The sequence below is a fragment of the Myxococcus sp. MH1 genome (genome assembly GCF_059738865.1).
In genome coordinates this window covers 6,572,843-6,589,012 of sequence record NZ_AP026947.1, presented here as the reverse complement: position 1 = coordinate 6,589,012, position 16,170 = coordinate 6,572,843, and the positions used below count along the sequence as shown (strand labels likewise).

The 16,170-nt window shown below is 70.4% G+C and carries 14 protein-coding genes; 3 read left to right on the top strand and 11 right to left on the bottom strand.

The window, feature by feature from the left end; genetic code table 11:
• Nucleotides 1-1,149, top strand: coding sequence for a hybrid sensor histidine kinase/response regulator (locus AC6JA9_RS25650; protein WP_497957981.1), 1,149 nt, complete (start codon nucleotides 1-3; stop codon nucleotides 1,147-1,149).
• 6 nt (nucleotides 1,150-1,155) lie between these two features.
• On the opposite strand, the gene AC6JA9_RS25645 is transcribed toward AC6JA9_RS25650, so the two are convergent.
• A complete protein-coding gene (locus AC6JA9_RS25645) occupies nucleotides 1,156-2,139 on the bottom strand; it encodes an aldo/keto reductase (RefSeq protein WP_223747590.1) in 984 nt (327 codons plus the stop codon).
• A gap of 250 nt (nucleotides 2,140-2,389) precedes the next feature.
• On the opposite strand from AC6JA9_RS25645, the gene AC6JA9_RS25640 reads away from it, so the two are divergent.
• Nucleotides 2,390-3,790 carry an amidohydrolase family protein gene (locus AC6JA9_RS25640; RefSeq protein WP_497957980.1) on the top strand — a complete coding sequence of 467 codons (1,401 nt, stop codon included), beginning with the start codon at nucleotides 2,390-2,392 and terminating at the stop codon, nucleotides 3,788-3,790.
• Between the two features lie 395 nt (nucleotides 3,791-4,185).
• On the opposite strand, the gene AC6JA9_RS25635 is transcribed toward AC6JA9_RS25640, so the two are convergent.
• From AC6JA9_RS25635 to AC6JA9_RS25615, 5 genes are read right to left on the bottom strand one after another with little or no spacing between them, the layout of a single operon-like run.
• Entirely contained in the window at nucleotides 4,186-5,448 is a 1,263-nt protein-coding gene (locus AC6JA9_RS25635) for a hydroxymethylglutaryl-CoA synthase family protein (RefSeq protein WP_497957979.1), read from the bottom strand.
• Nucleotides 5,449-5,506: 58 nt separating this feature from the next.
• Complete coding sequence (locus AC6JA9_RS25630; RefSeq protein ID WP_046714462.1) at nucleotides 5,507-6,544, bottom strand: alcohol dehydrogenase catalytic domain-containing protein; 1,038 nt, start codon at nucleotides 6,542-6,544, stop codon at nucleotides 5,507-5,509.
• 46 nt (nucleotides 6,545-6,590) lie between these two features.
• Entirely contained in the window at nucleotides 6,591-7,331 is a 741-nt protein-coding gene (locus AC6JA9_RS25625) for a CoA-transferase subunit beta (RefSeq protein ID WP_223747593.1), read from the bottom strand.
• Nucleotides 7,328-8,125 carry a CoA transferase subunit A gene (locus AC6JA9_RS25620; RefSeq protein WP_141325865.1) on the bottom strand — a complete coding sequence of 266 codons (798 nt, stop codon included), beginning with the start codon at nucleotides 8,123-8,125 and terminating at the stop codon, nucleotides 7,328-7,330. The genes AC6JA9_RS25625 and AC6JA9_RS25620 overlap by 4 nt, the downstream gene beginning before the upstream one ends.
• Nucleotides 8,122-8,787 (bottom strand): TetR/AcrR family transcriptional regulator, encoded by a 666-nt coding sequence (locus AC6JA9_RS25615; protein ID WP_223747595.1) that lies wholly within the window; start codon nucleotides 8,785-8,787, stop codon nucleotides 8,122-8,124. Before AC6JA9_RS25615 ends, AC6JA9_RS25620 begins: the two co-directional genes overlap by 4 nt.
• A 446-nt stretch (nucleotides 8,788-9,233) precedes the next feature.
• Here AC6JA9_RS25615 and AC6JA9_RS25610 point away from each other — a divergent pair, with 446 nt between their 5' ends.
• Nucleotides 9,234-10,199: a ribokinase gene (locus AC6JA9_RS25610; protein WP_223747597.1), complete on the top strand. Its 966-nt coding sequence runs from the start codon at nucleotides 9,234-9,236 to the stop codon at nucleotides 10,197-10,199.
• A 292-nt stretch (nucleotides 10,200-10,491) separates the two neighbouring features.
• On the opposite strand, the gene AC6JA9_RS25605 is transcribed toward AC6JA9_RS25610, so the two are convergent.
• The 5 genes from AC6JA9_RS25605 to AC6JA9_RS25585 all read right to left on the bottom strand — a co-directional run bounded on the left by AC6JA9_RS25605 (nucleotide 10,492) and on the right by AC6JA9_RS25585 (nucleotide 16,108).
• Complete coding sequence (locus AC6JA9_RS25605) at nucleotides 10,492-11,973, bottom strand: DUF8189 domain-containing protein (RefSeq protein ID WP_408890064.1); 1,482 nt, start codon at nucleotides 11,971-11,973, stop codon at nucleotides 10,492-10,494.
• A gap of 524 nt (nucleotides 11,974-12,497) precedes the next feature.
• Nucleotides 12,498-13,502: a sulfotransferase family protein gene (locus tag AC6JA9_RS25600; RefSeq protein ID WP_408890065.1), complete on the bottom strand. Its 1,005-nt coding sequence runs from the start codon at nucleotides 13,500-13,502 to the stop codon at nucleotides 12,498-12,500.
• Nucleotides 13,499-13,705: a Nif11-like leader peptide family natural product precursor gene (locus tag AC6JA9_RS25595; RefSeq protein WP_141332616.1), complete on the bottom strand. Its 207-nt coding sequence runs from the start codon at nucleotides 13,703-13,705 to the stop codon at nucleotides 13,499-13,501. Before AC6JA9_RS25595 ends, AC6JA9_RS25600 begins: the two co-directional genes overlap by 4 nt.
• Nucleotides 13,695-14,297 (bottom strand): aspartyl/asparaginyl beta-hydroxylase domain-containing protein, encoded by a 603-nt coding sequence (locus AC6JA9_RS25590; RefSeq protein ID WP_408890066.1) that lies wholly within the window; start codon nucleotides 14,295-14,297, stop codon nucleotides 13,695-13,697. Before AC6JA9_RS25590 ends, AC6JA9_RS25595 begins: the two co-directional genes overlap by 11 nt.
• 11 nt (nucleotides 14,298-14,308) lie before the next feature.
• Nucleotides 14,309-16,108 (bottom strand): GGDEF domain-containing response regulator, encoded by a 1,800-nt coding sequence (locus tag AC6JA9_RS25585; protein WP_497957978.1) that lies wholly within the window; start codon nucleotides 16,106-16,108, stop codon nucleotides 14,309-14,311.
• Nucleotides 16,109-16,170 lie beyond the last annotated feature (62 nt).

The following is a 16,170-nucleotide window of genomic DNA, read 5'->3' as shown; positions in this document are numbered from 1 at the left end:
GTGATTGCTCCCAGGAAGGAGAACAAGGAGTCGTCGCCCGCGGTGAAGTGCCTGCTCGTGGATGACCTGGAGGAGAACCTCATCGCGCTGGACGCGCTGCTCAAGCGCGACGACGTGGAGGTCCTCCAGGCGCGCTCGGGCGCCGAGGCGCTGGAGCTGCTGCTGGAGCACGACGACGTGGCGCTGGCGTTCCTCGACGTGCAGATGCCGGAGATGGACGGCTTCGAGCTGGCGGAGCTGATGCGCGGCATGGCGCGCACGCGGCACATCCCCATCATCTTCGTGACGGCGGGCTCCACCGACAAGCGGCGCCTCTTCAAGGGCTACGACACGGGCGCGGTGGACTTCCTCTACAAGCCGCTGGAGCCGCTGGTGCTGCGCAACAAGGCGGAGGTGTTCTTCCAGCTCCACCGGCAGAAGCAGCAGCTGGCCCGCCAGCTCGACGAGCTGACCGAGACGCTGCGGCTCAACGAGATGTTCACCGCGGTGCTGGGCCACGATTTGCGCAACCCCTTGAGCGCCATGCTCACGGCGGCGGACCTGCTCCAGCGGCGCTCGGAGGACGAGCGCGTCCGGAAGACCGCGGGCCGGATGCTGTCGAGCGGCAAGCGCATGGGGCGCATGATCGAGGACGTGCTGGACCTGGCGCGGGCGCGGCTCGCCGGGGGCATCCCGCTCCGACGTGGGGAGACGGACTTCGGCGCGCTGGTGCTGCGCATGGTGCAGGAGCACCAGTCGGCGTCGACGCGGCCCGCCATCGAGGTGTCCCAGCAGGGAGACCTGGTGGGGGACTGGGACTCGGACCGGCTCGCGCAGGTGGCGTCGAACCTCATCGGCAACGCGCTCCAGCACGGCGACGCGAGCGAGCCGGTGCAGCTGCGGCTGGACGGGACGGACGTGGATGCGGTGCGCTTCTCGGTGAGGAACCTGGGCGTCATTCCGCTGGACCTCCAGCCGCACCTGTTCGACCCGTTCCGGGGCGGCGCCCAGCGACGAGGGCGCACCGGCGGCCTGGGGCTGGGGCTCTACATCGTCCAGCAGATCATCCAGGCCCACCACGGCGCGGTGGAGGTGGAGTCGGGCTCCAGCCCCTACACCGAGTTCCGGGTGAGCCTGCCGCGCCGGGGCACCGAGGTCATCAAGCTGTAGCGGCGGCTATTCGCCGCGCAGCACGTCGTTGACGCTGATGCCGCGGCCCTTGGGCAGGAGCGCCTCGAGCGCGGCGGCGTCCTCGGGCTTGGGCGTCCACAGGCCGGCCTTGGCGTTGGCGCGCACCTGCTCGGCGGAGGTGGCGCCGGCGATGACGGAGGCCACGGTGGGCCGGGCCGCCAGTCCCCCCATGGCCACGTCGAGCAGGGAGAGGGAGCGCTCCTTCGCGAAGGTCTCCAGCTTCTCGATGGCGTCGAAGACCTTGTCGGCGAGCAGGCCGCCCATGTTCCACTGCTTCACGCGGGTGTTCTCGCCCGCCTTCGCGCCGCGCTGGTACTTGCCGGTGAGCAGGCCGCTGGCGAGCGGGAAGTAGGGGAGCAGGCCGATGCCGTGCTCCTGCAGCGCGGGGACCAGGTCCTCCTCCACGCCGCGGCCGATGAGGCTGTACTCGTTCTGGGCGCTGATGAAGCGCTCCATCCCGCGCGTGCGGGAGAGCCACTCGGCTTCCGTTACCTGCCAGCCCTTGAGGTTCGACGAGCCGATGTAGCGGACCTTGCCCTCGCGCACGAGCTCGGTGAGCGCGCTCAGCGTCTCCTCGAGCGGCGTCGCCGGGTCGGGCCAGTGCAGCTGGTACAGGTCGATCCAGTCCGTGCGCAGCCGCCGCAGGGAGCGCTCGATGGCGCGGCGGATGTAGCGGCGCGAGCCGCGCGCGCCCCAGTCCGCGCCGTTGTCTCCCTTCAGGTCGCTGCCGAACTTGGTGGCGAGGATGACGTCGCCCCGGCGCTTGCCCAGCGCCTCGCCCAGCAGCTCCTCCGACGTGCCGTAGGAGTCCGACGTGTCGAACAGCGTGATGCCGGCGTCCAGCGCCGCGTCCACGACGGCGCGCGTGCCCTGCGCGTCGATGCGCAGGCCGAAGTTGTTGCAGCCCAGGCCCACCGTGGAGACGGTGAGGCCGGAGCGTCCGAGGCGGCGGTAGGTCATCTGGGTCATGGGGGCTCCTGTGACTTCGGTGGAGGGGGAGGTGGATGACGTGGCGTGGCCCCACCCGTCAAGGCGCGAACGCGTGGCGCGCGGGGGCCGGCGCTGGTTTTCACACGGGGGCGTTCCGGGCACGGCGAGGCGATGTCGTTGGCTGAACGCTCCGGGGGACATGGGATTCATTCCGTGTCCTCCGGGGCGTGGGGCGCGCTACCCCTGGCTCGGGTGGTGCTCCTTCTCTCCTCGCAGCAGGGAGGTCCTCGTGTCCTGGTCGACGCCGCACGCCGGCTGGAAGTCCTGGTGGCTCGTTTCATTCCTCGGCGTGCTCGCGTGCGCGCGAAACGTGCCGGAGGCGGTGCGCGGTGGCGAGGGAGCCGTGGTGGTGCTCCAGGGTGCGCGGCTCATTGACGGCAACGGTGGCCCGCCCATCGAGGATGCGACGCTGGTCATCGAGGGCGAGACGCTCCGCGCGGTGGGGCCGTCGGCCGAGGTGACGGTGCCGTCCGGCGCCCAGGTGCTGGACGTGAAGGGCAGGAGCGTGTTCCCGGGGCTCGTCGCGGACCACTCGCATCTGGGCGTGGTGGAGGGGTCGAAGTCCGGCTCGGGGCACTTCACCCGGGAGAATGTCCTGCGACAGGCTCGGCAGTACGAGGTGTACGGCGTCACCACGGTGATGTCGCTCGGGTTCAACACGGAGCTGTTCCCGAAGTTGCAGGAGGAGCTCAACGCGGGGGCGCCGAAGGGCGCGGACATCCTGGGCGCGGACCGGGGGCTCGGTGTACCGGACGGCGCGCCACCGGTGGGCGTGGGGGCGGACCAGCTCTATCGGCCGAGGACGGTGGAGGAGGCGAGGGCGGCGGTGCGGGAGTCGGCGTCACGCCGGCCGGCGTTGTTGAAGATCTGGGTGGATGACTTCCATCACTCGGTCCCCGTGAAGATGTCGCCGGAGGTGCAGGCGGCCATCATCGACGAGGCGCACCGGCAGGGGCTTCGCGTGGCCGCGCATGTCTACTATCTGGACGACGCGAAGCGACTGGTGCGCGAGGGCGTGGACGTGCTCGCGCACGGCATCCGCGACAGGCCGGTGGACGACGAGCTGGTGCGGGAGATGAAGGCGCGAGGGACGTGGTACGTGCCGACGCTGGGGCTGGACGAGACGTTCTACATCTACGCGGAGGCGCCGGAGTGGATGCGCACGCCGTTCTTCCAGCACGCGGTGCAGCCGGAGCTGGCCGCGCAGTTCGCGGACCCGGCGTGGCGCGCGAAGGCGCTGGGGGATGCGAAGGCGCTGGCGCAGAACCGGGCGTCGGTGGCGATGAACCTGCGCAACGTGAAGGCGCTCCACGACGCGGGCGTGTCCATCGGCTTCGGGACGGACTCGGGGGCGAACCCCCTGCGCATTCCCGGCTTCGCGGAGCACCGGGAGCTGGAGTTGATGGTGCATGCGGGCCTGACTCCGCTGGAGGCCCTGCGTCACGCGACCCGGGATGCGGCCGCGCTCTTGAAGCTCGACGACCGTGGGACGCTGGTGGCCGGCAAGCGCGCGGACTTCGTGCTGGTGGAGGGCAACCCCGCGGCGGACGTCCTGGACACCCGCCGCATCGTCGGCGTGTGGCACCGGGGCCAGCGCGTGAGTGGCGGTGTGGAGGACCTCACGCCCTGAGTGGGGAGAGGCTCCAGCCCCCTTCGTCCCCGGGTGAGGACATCCAGGAGTCGCCGCATCGTCGGCACGTGGCCCCGGGCCAGCGAGTGAGCGGCGGCGTGGCGGAACTCACGTCCTGGAGTGGGGAGGGGCTCCCAGCCCCCTTCGTCCCCGGGTGCGGACATCCAGGCGCCCCCGCATCGTCGGCACGTGGCCCGGGCCAGCGAGTGAGCGGCGGCGTGGAGGAACTCGGCCAATGCGTGGGCGCGTCTCCTCGCACTCTCGTTGCTACGGAGCGCGAGATGCGGCCCGCCGTCCCCGGGTGAGGGGGCCCCGCGCGTTCGTCCTCCGCGCGGAGCCGAGACGGGTCCGCAGGCTCACTCCGTCCCATTGCGTGTGGGACGGAGCCGTGAGCCTCAGGCCGCGCTGCCTTCGGCGTACAGGCGCTTGTGGTCGCGAATCTCCGTGAGGCGGAACGCGCCCGGGGGCGGAGCCTTCGTCTCGGGCGCATCCGAGCCCAGCTTCATCAGCCGCTCGTACTCCTCGATGGGCACGCGCTCGCGCCGGGCCAGGACGGTGTCCAGGTCCGCGCGCGCCATCCGCTCGGCGGCCTTCTCCCCGACGACGCCGGAGAAGAACTCCGCCATGCAGCCGCTGCCGTAGGACAAGAGCCCAATCCGCTGGTTCGCGAGCTTCGCGCCCTCGCCATGCAGCAGCCCCGCGAGCGCCAGGTACAGCGACGCCGTGTACACATTGCCGATGCGCGCGTTGAGCCCCAGCGACGAGGCCACCTGCGCGTCATAGCTGGCGGCCGACTTCGCCAGCTCCTCGCGAGCCTCCGGCGTCCCGGCCTTCGAGTCCTTCGCGTCCTCCAGATCACACAGCCGCAGCTGCGTATGCGCCTTGCGCGCCATCTTGCAGAAGGGCACGTGGTAGGCGATGCGCGCCAGCTGCTCCCCCGGCAGCGAGCCGGACCAGCGCACCAGCCCCGCCGCCAGCGCCTTCTCGCGCCAGCCCCGGTACGCGCCGGACAGCGCCTCCAGGTAGCAGTTGATGGAGTAGTGCCCGTCCACCACGGCCTCCCGCCGGCCGATGGGCCGCCAGAAGTCATACACATCCATGGTGCACGTGCCGTTGAGCCCCACGTCCAGAGCCAGCAGGTCCGGCTGCTCGGACACCAGCAGCGCCACCGCGCCGCCTCCCTGCGTCGGCTCGCCCGCCGTGTTCAAGCCATACCGGGCGATGTCCGCGCACACCACGATGGCGACCTTGCCCGCACCCGCGCCGGAGGCGATCCACTCCGTCGCGGCCATCAGCCCCGCGGTGCCGCCGTAACAGGCGTGCTGCGTGTCATACGTGCGCATCGTCCGCGGCAGCTTCAGCAGACCCTGGACGTGGGACGCGACAGGCTTGGAGTGGTCGATGCCCGTCTCCGTGCCCACCACGAGCATGCCCACGCGCGACGGGTCCACGCCCTGCTGCCGGATGAGCCTCGCCGCCGCCGTGGCGGCCAGCGCCACCGTGTCCTCACCCGGGTCCGTGACGGCCATCTCCCGAGCGCCGAGCCCCGAGGTGAACTTCGCCGGGTCCACGTTCCGGGCGCGCGCCAGGTCCTCGATGTCCACGTACCGGGAGGGCACCGCGACCGCCAGGGCCTCGATTCCAACTTTTCTCTGCATGGGCTTCCTCATTTCCAACTCGAGCGTCGATGTCTGGGGTTGCAGGACTTTTTTCTGCTCACGCCTCTGGCGGCACCAAGACCAACCGGCCCGCCACCTCGCGGTTCTCCAGTCGGAAATGCGCCCGCGCTGCTTCAGCCAGCGGAACCGTGTCCGTGACGAATTGGCGCACCCCGCCCGTCGCCGTCAGCCGGAGTGCTTCATCGAGCTCGGCCTGATTCGTGGCATACGCACCGATGATCTCCAGCTCCTTGACGATAATGAGCCCGGGATTCACCTGCACGAGCCCCGACTCCAGATTGCCCACCACGACGAGCCGGCCGCCGGGAGCCATGGCCTTGAGCGTCTGGTCGAAGGTGGCGCTGCCGACGATTTCCACCGCGAGGTCGACACCTTGGCCCTGCGTCCGCTTGCGCACCTCCGCCGCGAAATCCAGCCCCCGAGACAGGATGACCTCATCCGCGCCGGCGGCCCGCAAGGGCTGCACCTTGGCTTCGCCAGACGTCACGGCGATGACTCGCGCTCCGTCCAGCTTGGCCAATTGCACCGCGGACATCCCCACGCCGCCGCTGGCCCCGGTGATGAGCACTGTTTCACCCGCACGGATGCGACCGCGCGTGCGCAGGGTGTGCACCGCCGTGCCCGTGGTGCAGCACACCGTGGCGGCCTCCGTCCAGGGGAGCGACGACGGCACGCGGCCCAGTCCCGCGACGGGCGCCACCATGAACTGTGAATACCCGCCCGGCAGCTCCTCGCCGAAGAAGCGGTTGTCCGTCTTGCACAGACTGTTACGCCCGCTGCGGCACAGCGCGCAGGTGCCACAGGACATCCGCTGGAGCGTCGCCGCCCGGTCGCCTGTCTTCCACCCCGGTGTCTCAGGCCCCACCGCGACGACTTCACCCGCGGCCTCGTGGCCGAGAATCGCTGGCACGTGGGTGCGAGGCAGGTTGCCGCGACGGTTGATGACATCGTGATAACAAACCCCGCACGCGTGAACCCGCAGCAAGACCTCACCCTTGCCCGGTGCGGGCACGGGGACGTCCTCCAGCTTCAAATTGCCGGCTTCACCAAAACTGCGCAGAACAATGGCCTTCATCTCGTACCTCCGCGAGACACAAAAGTCGAAACAGGGATGCCTGGATTCAGCGACCGACGAGCTGGTCTCGCAGGCCGCGAGGGTCCAGCGCGCGGATGGCGGCGACGGTGCGCGCGTCCGGCAGCGGGGTGATGGTGAGCGAGTCGTCCACCGTGAAGTCGAAGCCCGTGCGCTCGGCGATGTCCTCGGTCGAGGCCCACGGGTGGCGCGCCTTCAGCCTTGCACCGGAGGCGCCCAGCTCGAAGACGCCCAGGTCGGAGATGAGCCGCACGTCGCGGCGCGGGTCCCGGGTGGTGGCCACCTGCACCTCGGGCACCAGGTTGCGGCGGGACTGGCGCGGCACCAGCAACACGGGGCGGTGGACCCACTGGCGCAGCGTCGCGGCGCCGGCCACGCCGGGGAACTTGGTGCGCGGGTGCGCCAGGCTGCCGCTCGCCGTCATGTTGGTGCTGCCGGTGGCATCGACCTCGGCGGCGCCGAAGAAGACGGTGTCCACCCGGCCCCGGCGCGCGTGGTCGAACAGGTCGGGGATGGTGATCTCCGCCGAGCGCCCCTCCAGGTAGCCCAGGTCCTCGGAGGAGGGGAGCAGCGAGGAGATGTCCGGGTCCAGCGAGCCCACGCAGGCCAGGTACGTCAGGCCCGGCGCGTGCGTGGCGCGGGCCACGGCGATGGCGAGGATGGCCAGCGGCGAGGCGACGCCCGTGGCCACCACGGCGCCGTCATCAATCTGTCGCGCGAGCAGGGAGACCACGGTCTCCGCGGGGGTGATGTCCAGGGCCGCGCTCATGCCGCCCTCCGCGTCTTCAGCGAGGCGAGGAACTCCGCCTCCTGGCCCGTCTCGGCGAGCGACAGGTAGCGCGCGAGCATCGCGTCGTCGTGGGGATACAGCCCCGCGCAGCCGGTGGGCAGCGCGCCGCCGGGCGCGAGGACGATGCGGTCCACCTGGAAGCCGGGGATGGTGGCGCGAGGCAGCTTCGTCACGCGCTCCTCCACCGTGGCAATCACGCGGCGCGCGGCGCCCGCCACGAGCAGGTCCGTGGTGGGGTCCTCCATGTACAGGTTGCCGCGCTCGTCCGCGGCGCGCGCGTGGATGAGCGCCACGTCCGGGAAGTACGCGGGCTCCACCGGGACGCTCTCACCGGTGAACGGGTCCACCACGGTGCGTGGCGGCTCGGCTTGCGCCAGCCCCGACACATCGGCGTCCGGCGCGGGGATGAAGGGCAGGCCCATGGAGGCGGCGCGCAGGCGCTGGACGACGCGGTAGCCGTCATGCTCGCGCCACGACAGGGTGCCCTGTTCGATTCCCCGCTTGATACAGGGCATGGGGCGCACGCGGCCCTCCAGGCTCAGCGCGCCGAAGGCGATGTCCAGGTGGGCCAGACACCCGCCCGCGACGAGCAGCTCGGCGGGCAGCGGGTTGGGCAGCGAGATGAGGCGAAGGCCGCGGCGCTCCTGGGCGATGAGCTCCATCACCAGCGCCATGGGCGCGCGGCCGAGCATGAAGCCGCCCGTGGCCAGCGACGCGCCGTCGGGGATGGACGCGACGGCGTCTTCCAGCGAGCACCAGCGCGCGGTCTTCACGTCCCCTCCGTTCCGGAGCGAGACACCATGCGCAGCGAGGACACCCCGGGCTGGCCATCCACGGCGGCGGCGACGATGGGCGGGAAGAGCAGCTCCACCATGCCGTCGGCGATCTGCTCATCCGAGAGGCGGCCGTCGGGCTTGAACCACTTGTAGACCCACAGCACCATGCCCAGGAACGAGAACGCGCCGATGGTCGGGTCCACCGGACGGATGCGCCCCTGCTGCGCGGCCTGCGAGAAGGCCTCCTCCAGGAAGTCGACGTAGCGCTTCTTGCGGCTGTCGATGAACGCGCGCGCCTCACCGGTGAGCGTGGCGTGCTCGTGGAGGATGATGATGACCTCCTTGCTCCACCCGCGCGTCACCAGCAGGATGTTGTGGCGCATGCACGCGCGCAGCCGCTCCACCGGGTCCGCGATGTCCTGCACGCGCGAGAGGACCTGCTCCTCGAACAGGTCCATCCCGTAGTTCATGATGGCGAAGAGCAGCTGCTCCTTGTTCTGGATGTGGTGGTAGAGCCCCGCCTTCGTCATCCGGCACGCGGCGGCGATCTCCTGCATCGAGGTGCCTTCGTAGCCGCGCTCGCAGATGAGCCGCGCCGCCGTCTCCAGGATGGCCTTGTAGCGCTCGCCTTCATCCGGCTTCCGTCCGCTATGCGTCACGTGTGCCTCGTCACGGTGGACTGTAAAGTTTTCAAAAGCCACGACCTACCGACCGGTAGGTAGCACCGGTCGACGCGAGGTGTCAACGCGCTCGTGCGCCAGGGGTCGTGGGCCCCGCATAGGAGTTTCAGGGGGTTGGGGAAGTGCTGGGGCTTCTGGGCAGGTGGATGGCCCTGTTCGGCGGGTCCATTTGAAGTCCCTGTTCGTAGCGGAGGCGTGGAATGCGATGCCGCCACCTCGAAGATTGTCTCTTCGAGGGTCGCGCTCCGGCCCCCTGGGTCCTTCCGTCGGGTCCACGCGATGTGGGAGGCCGGCGCGACGGTGGCACGTGTGGCCGTCCGCCGTGCCGTGTCCCGGTGATGCCTAGCTTGATGAGGCTTCGTGCTCGGCGTCTTCGCGCGCGAGTCGCGGCATCGGACGGTGGGGTGGGGAGGGGGACGACGGTCATGGCTGCGCGTCGACAGGCGGACATCCTGGTGGTCGGTGGAATCAGCACGGACTTCCTGGTCCAGGGGCCTCGGCTCCCGAGGCAGGGGCAGAACGTGGAGGGGCACCTGTTCCTGGAGAGCCTGGGAGGAAAGGGCGCCAACGCCTCCGTGGCCGCCGCGCGTCTGGGGGCCCGGGCGACGCTGGTGGGGCGGGTGGGCGCGGATGCCCGGGGACTCGGGCTCTTGGAGCAACTGGAGGGCGAGGGCGTGGACACGCTCGCCGTGACGAGGGACCCGGGCGCGAGCACGGGCGTCGTGCTCGAGATGGTGGATGAGTCAGGGCACCGGCAGAGCCTGTCCGCGGAAGGGGCCAACCGACGGATGCGAGTTCCCGACGTGCTCGCCGCCGAGGAGCGCATCTCCCGCGCGGATGTCCTGCTGGTGCAGCTGGAGGTCCCGCTCGAGGTCGTCGTCGCGGCGGTCCATGTCGCGCGGGCCGCGGGGACGCATGTGGTGTTGGACCCGGCGCCGCCCACGGCGCTGCCCGAGGAGCTGCTCGAGGCGGTCCATGTCATCCGGCTCAATGACCTGGAGGCGGAGGTGCTGACGGGCGTCGAGGTGGTGGACCGCGAGTCCGCCCGTCAGGCGGCGGAGAACCTGTTGCGGCGGGGCGTCGGCTCCGCGGTGGTCGCCGCGCCGCAGGGCAACCTGCTCCTCGGGTCCGAGGCTGAGCTGTGGCTGCCCAACCTCCCCGTGGACTGGGTGGATACCACGGGGGCGGGAGATGCCTTCTCCGCGGCCCTATGTGTGGCATTGGGTGAGCGGCGCTCTTTATCCGACGCGGCCCGCTTCGCGCACGCCACGTCGGCCCTGGCCACGATGCGGCTGGGGGCGCTGTCGGGGCTGCCGAACCGCGAGCAGGTGGAGTCCTTCATGGCGCGTCTGGCCATGTCGGCGCTGTCGGGCGAGTCGGCCCGGTGGTGACGGAGGCGCCAGCGCCCGTCGCGGGTCTCTGGCTCAGGCCGCTCGACGGGCTCGGATGCAGATGAAGCCCGGGGCCTGGGACAGCTCCTCGAGCAGGCGTGGGTCGGCGACCTTCATGTCGTCGTGCGGCTTGGAGCGGCGAGGCCGAGCGACTCGTCCGCCTCGTTCGTGTCTGCCATGCGCGGCCTCCCGGTCGAGGGAGACCACGCTATGTCATGAGTACGCGGTCGTCGAAAGGGTTCTCCGGCCGCGCGCTCACCCGCGCTCGAGGTGACGGCGTCAGCTCAACCGCCTACCACCCGTTCCGGTACCAGGAGTGCCGCAGGGCGCCATCCGAACCGATGTAGAAGACGTCCATGTGGCCTGACGCCTTGCTCACGCCCTCCGGCGCGGAGGCCAGCTCGCCGCCGAGCCACGTCCAGCCGCTCCAGCTCGCGCCATTCCAGGTGTTGCTCCACAGCGCGTTGTCCGCGGTCCGGGCGAACACATCCAGCAGGTTCACCCCTCGGGAGACGACCGTGGGTGACGAGATGAAGTTGCCGCCCAGGGAAGACCAGCCCACCCACGTGGTGCCATTCCAATACTTCTGCACGATGGTGTTGTCCGTGGCCCGGGCGAACACGTCGATGCGGCCGGACCCCCAGCTCACCGCCGCCGGGTCCGAGGCAATCGTGCCGCCGAGCGAGAACCAGGAGCTCCATGTGGAGCCGGTCCAGAAGGACTGCCAGACCGCGTTGTCCGTGCCACGCACGAACACGTCCATCCGGTTCGAGCCCCACGATGCGACGGTGGGCCCCGAGGCGAAGTTGCCGCCCAGCGACGACCAGGCCGTCCACGTCGTCCCGGTCCAGGACTTCTGATGGATGGCGTTGTCCGAACCCTTGGCGAACACGTCGATGCGGCTGGAGTCACGGCTCACGGCCGCCGGGTCCGAGGTCAGCGTGCCGCCGAGCGGGAACCACGAGAACCAACCGGTGCCATTCCAGTAGGCCTGCCACAGCTGGTTGTCCGTGCCGCGAGCGAACACATCCAGCCGGTTCGTGCCGCGCGCGGCGACCGCGGGCGCGGAGGTGTGGTTGCCTCCCAGCGACTCCCAGGGAACGCCATACGTCTGCTGTGCGCCCACCTGGTCCGTGACGCTGAGGTTGCCATCCCCCGCCCACTGGGGATTGCAGTAGTTCATCACCGAGGCCAGGTCCCACGCGCCGATGGTCTGGTCACCATTGGAGCCCTGCGGAGGCTCCGTGCAGGAGCCCGGCGTGTCGGGGCGATTGTGCTCGTGGGCGTAGCCCAGGGCGTGGCCGAACTCGTGCACGGCGATCGTCTCGATGCAGTACTGGCGCGTGTTCTGGCAGCCCTGGCTCCAGTTGTTGAACGTGAAGTTCAGCACCACGCCCGCGGCGACGCCGTTGATGGCGTTCCCCAGCCCCTTCGCATGCGGGCCGACATCGCTGATGTTGAGCCGGATGCCCATGGCCCCCGCGGCGCAGGTGCCCCAGCCGGTAAAGCGGACTCCCGAGCGGGTCGCCCACGTCCGCTCCACCGCGTCGCGCACCCACTGGCGCTGCGTGCCGTCATTCGCTCCCGGGTTCTCCCAACACACGGGGATGCTCATCGGCCGCCACAACCGCGTGGAGGCCACGTAGAGCTCGGCTTCGCTGTTGACCATCTCCTCCCCGGGGCCCGTCGTCTGCGTGCTGCTCCCACAGCCGGCCAGTGCTCCCAATCCCAAGGTCGCGAGCAGCGCTCCACCGCGGCGGACTGCCATTGCCATCAGCATGGTGTTCTCCCCCCTCCATTGTCAGACGGGACCGGATGGGTCCTCTCGCCCTGGCAAGGAAGTCGGGAGTATGTCTGCCATATGGGTAGGCATGCTGCCAGTGAATTGTGGGTGCCGGCATTGTTCGGGCTCGGCTGGAGGATTCTTGTGTTGTCGTTGCGTGCCCGCACCAGCCAATCATTGCCCGCAAGTTCAGTCGGTGCTCCGTTGAACACCGGAAAAGCCGAGTCTCTATTGGAGCTGCAAAGTACAACCGGGATGAAGCGTCGCTGCCCTCCTCATGGCGCCCCGCTGCCTGATTCCAGCCGGGTGTGATATGTCTTGCCATGCATGCTGCCGGCAATGGCTCTCTCCAGGGCAGCGCACCGGGAGTCCCATGAAGTCGACGCGGTGGACCGTCCTCTCCTTCCTGTTCCTGTCGGCTGTGTCACCAAGACGGAGATCACCCGTCTACGGGCCGGTCCACCCCAGCTGACGGCAGCCGAGTCCCTCTACGTGTTCATCCCCGCCGACGGTGTCTATGAAGACAAGCGGTCCGCGGGCTCGGCCCGCAGTCGCTCCGCTTCCAGCGCATCGTACACGGGGCGTACCCCGTTCTCGGCTGCCTTGCGCGAGGCTTCGCTGACCGCTTCGGCCTTCTGCCGCGTGTCGTCCTCGAACGGGAGCACGGGGTTCTTCGCGTCACGGGCCGCGGCCTGGGTCAGCAACTCCAGCTCGAGGGCATCCGGCTCCATCCCGAACAGCTCCACGAGCCGGGACACGGCGGTGTCCTGGAGCCCCCGGTGGTTCAGCAGCAACGCCGGTGACTTCCGCGCGCGATAGCCTTCCAGCCCCGCCTCGCACAGTCGCGCGAGGACCCGTGCGCCGTACTCCTCCAATGACAGCTCGGACAACTGCTCCATTCCGAGCCCCACACGTGCGGGCTCCAACACCCCCGGCAGCATGTGCGCGCCCCGGTGCTTCTGATGTGAGGCCATGACCTCCACCGGGTCCCGATACAAGAACAGCCACGGTACCCCGGGAAACGCCCGCTCGAGCAGCGGCAGCTCCAACACGTGCCACGCATCCAGCTTGAGGAACACCGCCTGCTCCTCGGGGTTCCTCTGCTGGCCCAGTCCGGCCACCACCGCCCGCAGCCACTCGATTCGCCGCGCCTCATCCACCCACGGGAGCCGCGAATGGATGCGCAGCACCGTGTCTACGGGGGCCGCCTCGGACAGGACGATGTGGCGGGGCAGCGATGCCAGCAGTTGCGCGAGCAGCGTGGAGCCGCAGCGGGACATGTGGAACACGAGCCCTCGCACCGGCAACCCCGGGTGCGACGACTGTCTCTCCACCAGCGTCTCCATCGACGTCCGATGTCGGAAGAGCAGGGGGAACGGATGCCGCAGCCGGCGCTCCAGTGTCTCGTCGAAGAACGGGTCCGTGAAGCGCTGGCTCCCCAGGTGACACCAGTCGACCCAGGGCTGCTCACCCTCGACCTGCAGCCGTGCTGGTATCCACCCGTCCAGCCGCGAGCTCATACCCACGTCCCCAGCCACCGCTTGCGCTCCTCGCGCATCAGCTCGCGAAGCTCCGCCTCCGTGAAGTGACAGCCCCGCTCCGCCCCCAACCGGATGGCGAGCGCGATGAACCCAGGCACATCCTTCGGCCCTCGCAACTCCTCCTGAAGCCCCTCGTCCTCCAGCACTCGCACACGGAAGCGCTCGAAGTCCTCAAGCGACACGAGCGCCGCCTTCCTCCGTCGCGGCCCTCGCGAAGACGTCCCGCAGCCAGTCATCCACCACGCAGTCGAGCACCAGGTGCACGCGGTCCGTGTCCCCGGAGTTGTCCACGCGGTGGGGCAGGTTGAAGTTCAGGTACCAGCACTCCCCGGGCCTCATGTCCACGCGCTGGCCCGAGAGCACGAAGCTCACCTCCGGATGCGTGACGATGGGGACGTGGATGCGCACCTCGCCATCCTCGAACGCCAGGTTGTAGTCCGTGTGCTCGCGGATGTTCGCGCGGGCCGCGAGCTTCAACAGCCGCGCCGAGCCGATGGGACACCGGAACATCGCGAGCGCCTCCCGGAACGCGGGGTGACGCCCGAGCAGCGGCGTGTCCGCGTACTCCTGTCGTGCGGTGGGGTCGGGGTAGATGCGCCCCTCCATCCCTCCCACCGAGCGCAACGGGACGCCGCTCCACTCGCCCTCGTAGAAGCGGGTGTTGAAGTGCGGCACCCACGCCTCCGGGGGCACCCGCGCCAGCTCCTCCTGGAGACGGCTCACGTCGAAGCGAAGAGGCAATCGCAGCCGGTCGGGCACGGAGGGCGGGGCCATGAGCCCCTGTTCTACACCGTTCCCCTGTCCCTCAGCCCGGGGTGCTCCGCCTTCACCCGCGCGAGCGCCGCATGGGCCCGGGCGAGCGTCTGCCCCGGGTCCTCCTCACCCTCCACGGCCACGGCGACGGTGTGGACCTCGAACGTCTCCAGCTCGGAGAGCAGGTGCTCCCGCAGCGCCTCGGTGGCACCCGCGTCCAGCCCCGGCAGGGCCACCAGCAGCGTGCCGCCCTCCCACCGCACCGCGAAGCCCGTGGGCGCCCCCACCGGCTCCAGATGCCGTGCCACATCCCGCAGCGCCGTGTCGCCCGCGTCGAACCCGTGCCGCAGGTTGAGCCGACCGAGCCCCACCAGGTCCACCAGCAACACGCCGCAGGGCACGCCGTCCCTCCGGCATCGGCCAATCTCACGCAGCAGGCGCTCCTCACCCGCGCGTCGGGTGGCCAGTCCCGTCAGCGCATCCACGCGCAGCATCCGCTCACGCTCGTCGCGCGGAGACACGCCCCCCGGCTCCGAGAGCGTCAGCAACTGCGCCATGCCGCCCGGGATGGCGAACGGCCGCGCCACCCACCGGATGCGACGGGGACGTGGGTGCTCCAGCGTCAGGGACAGGTGCAGTCCCCGCGACGTGTCCGACGCCAGGTCGAGCAACGGCGAGTGCCCCGTCGGGTCCGCCGTCAGGCTGGCGACGTGCTGACGGAAGGTGTCGAAGGTCAGCTTCGCAATCCCCTCCAACGGCAGCCCCAGCAGCTCCGCCAGCGCGGCGTTGCCCGCGAAGGGCTGCCGGCCCGGAGCCACCAGCAGCGTCGCCACGTCGAGCGCTTGAATCGCGTCCCGCACCTGCGTCAGCGCGGCCAGCTCCGAGCGCGAGGGCTCCTGCCGCGAGCGGCTCCAGTCCCTCGCCTCCGTCCTCGCCCGGGACTTCAGCTCCAGGTCCCCGGCCACGCGCCGGGCCAGCTCCCGCAGCGCCGCCATGTCCTCGGTGCCGAGCACCAGGGGCCGCGTGTCGATGACACACAGCGTGCCCAGCACCTCACCGCTCGGCGTCACCAGCGGCGCGCCCGCGTAGCTGCCGACGATGCCGTCGCGCACCAGCGGGTTGTCCTTGAACACCGGGTGCCGCGTGGCGTCCGGGACGACCAGCGACTCGCGCCCCATCACCACGTGGTGACAGAAGGCCCAGTCCCGGGGCGTGCCCCTGTCGCGCGCCAGCGCGTGCGGCAGCCCCACGTGCGCCTTGAACCACTGCCTGTCTCCCAGCACCAACGTCAGCAACGCCACGGGCACGCCGAAGGCCTGCGCCACCTCCGTGACGAGCTCCTGCAGCTCCGCCTCCGGAGGGCCGTCGTCCACCAGGTGCAGCGCGTCGATGTGCGCCAGCCGCTGGTGCTCGTCGTCGGGGACGCTCTCCGCGGGCGTGGCGGGCAGGGGACGCTGTCCGGCGAGGACCCGGCGCACGGTGTCGCGCACCGTCTCCGTCGGCGCGCGTCGGCTGAGCAGCGAGTGGATGCCGAGCGCCTCCTTGAGCTGCCACGCGCGCACCCGCAGTTCGTCGAACGCCGTCACCACCACCACCTGCGTGCCGCCCGCGTCCTGCCGCTCACGCAGCCACGACAGCAGCGTGAAGCCATCCACGCGCGGCAAGGCCAGGTCCGTGAGCAACAGGGCAGGGGCGCTGCGCTGGCGGACCACCTCCTGGGCCTCCGCGCCATCCCGGGCCAGGATGCCCTCGAGCCCTTCCCCCGCGACGAGGGTGAGCAGGCTGGCGGCGCGGTGGGGGTCGGGCTCGGCGATGAGGGCGTAGCGGGCCATGTCTCACCGATGCTGCCACGGATGGGACCGCGCCGGTGATGGTCGCCACCGCGCGAGGTTGT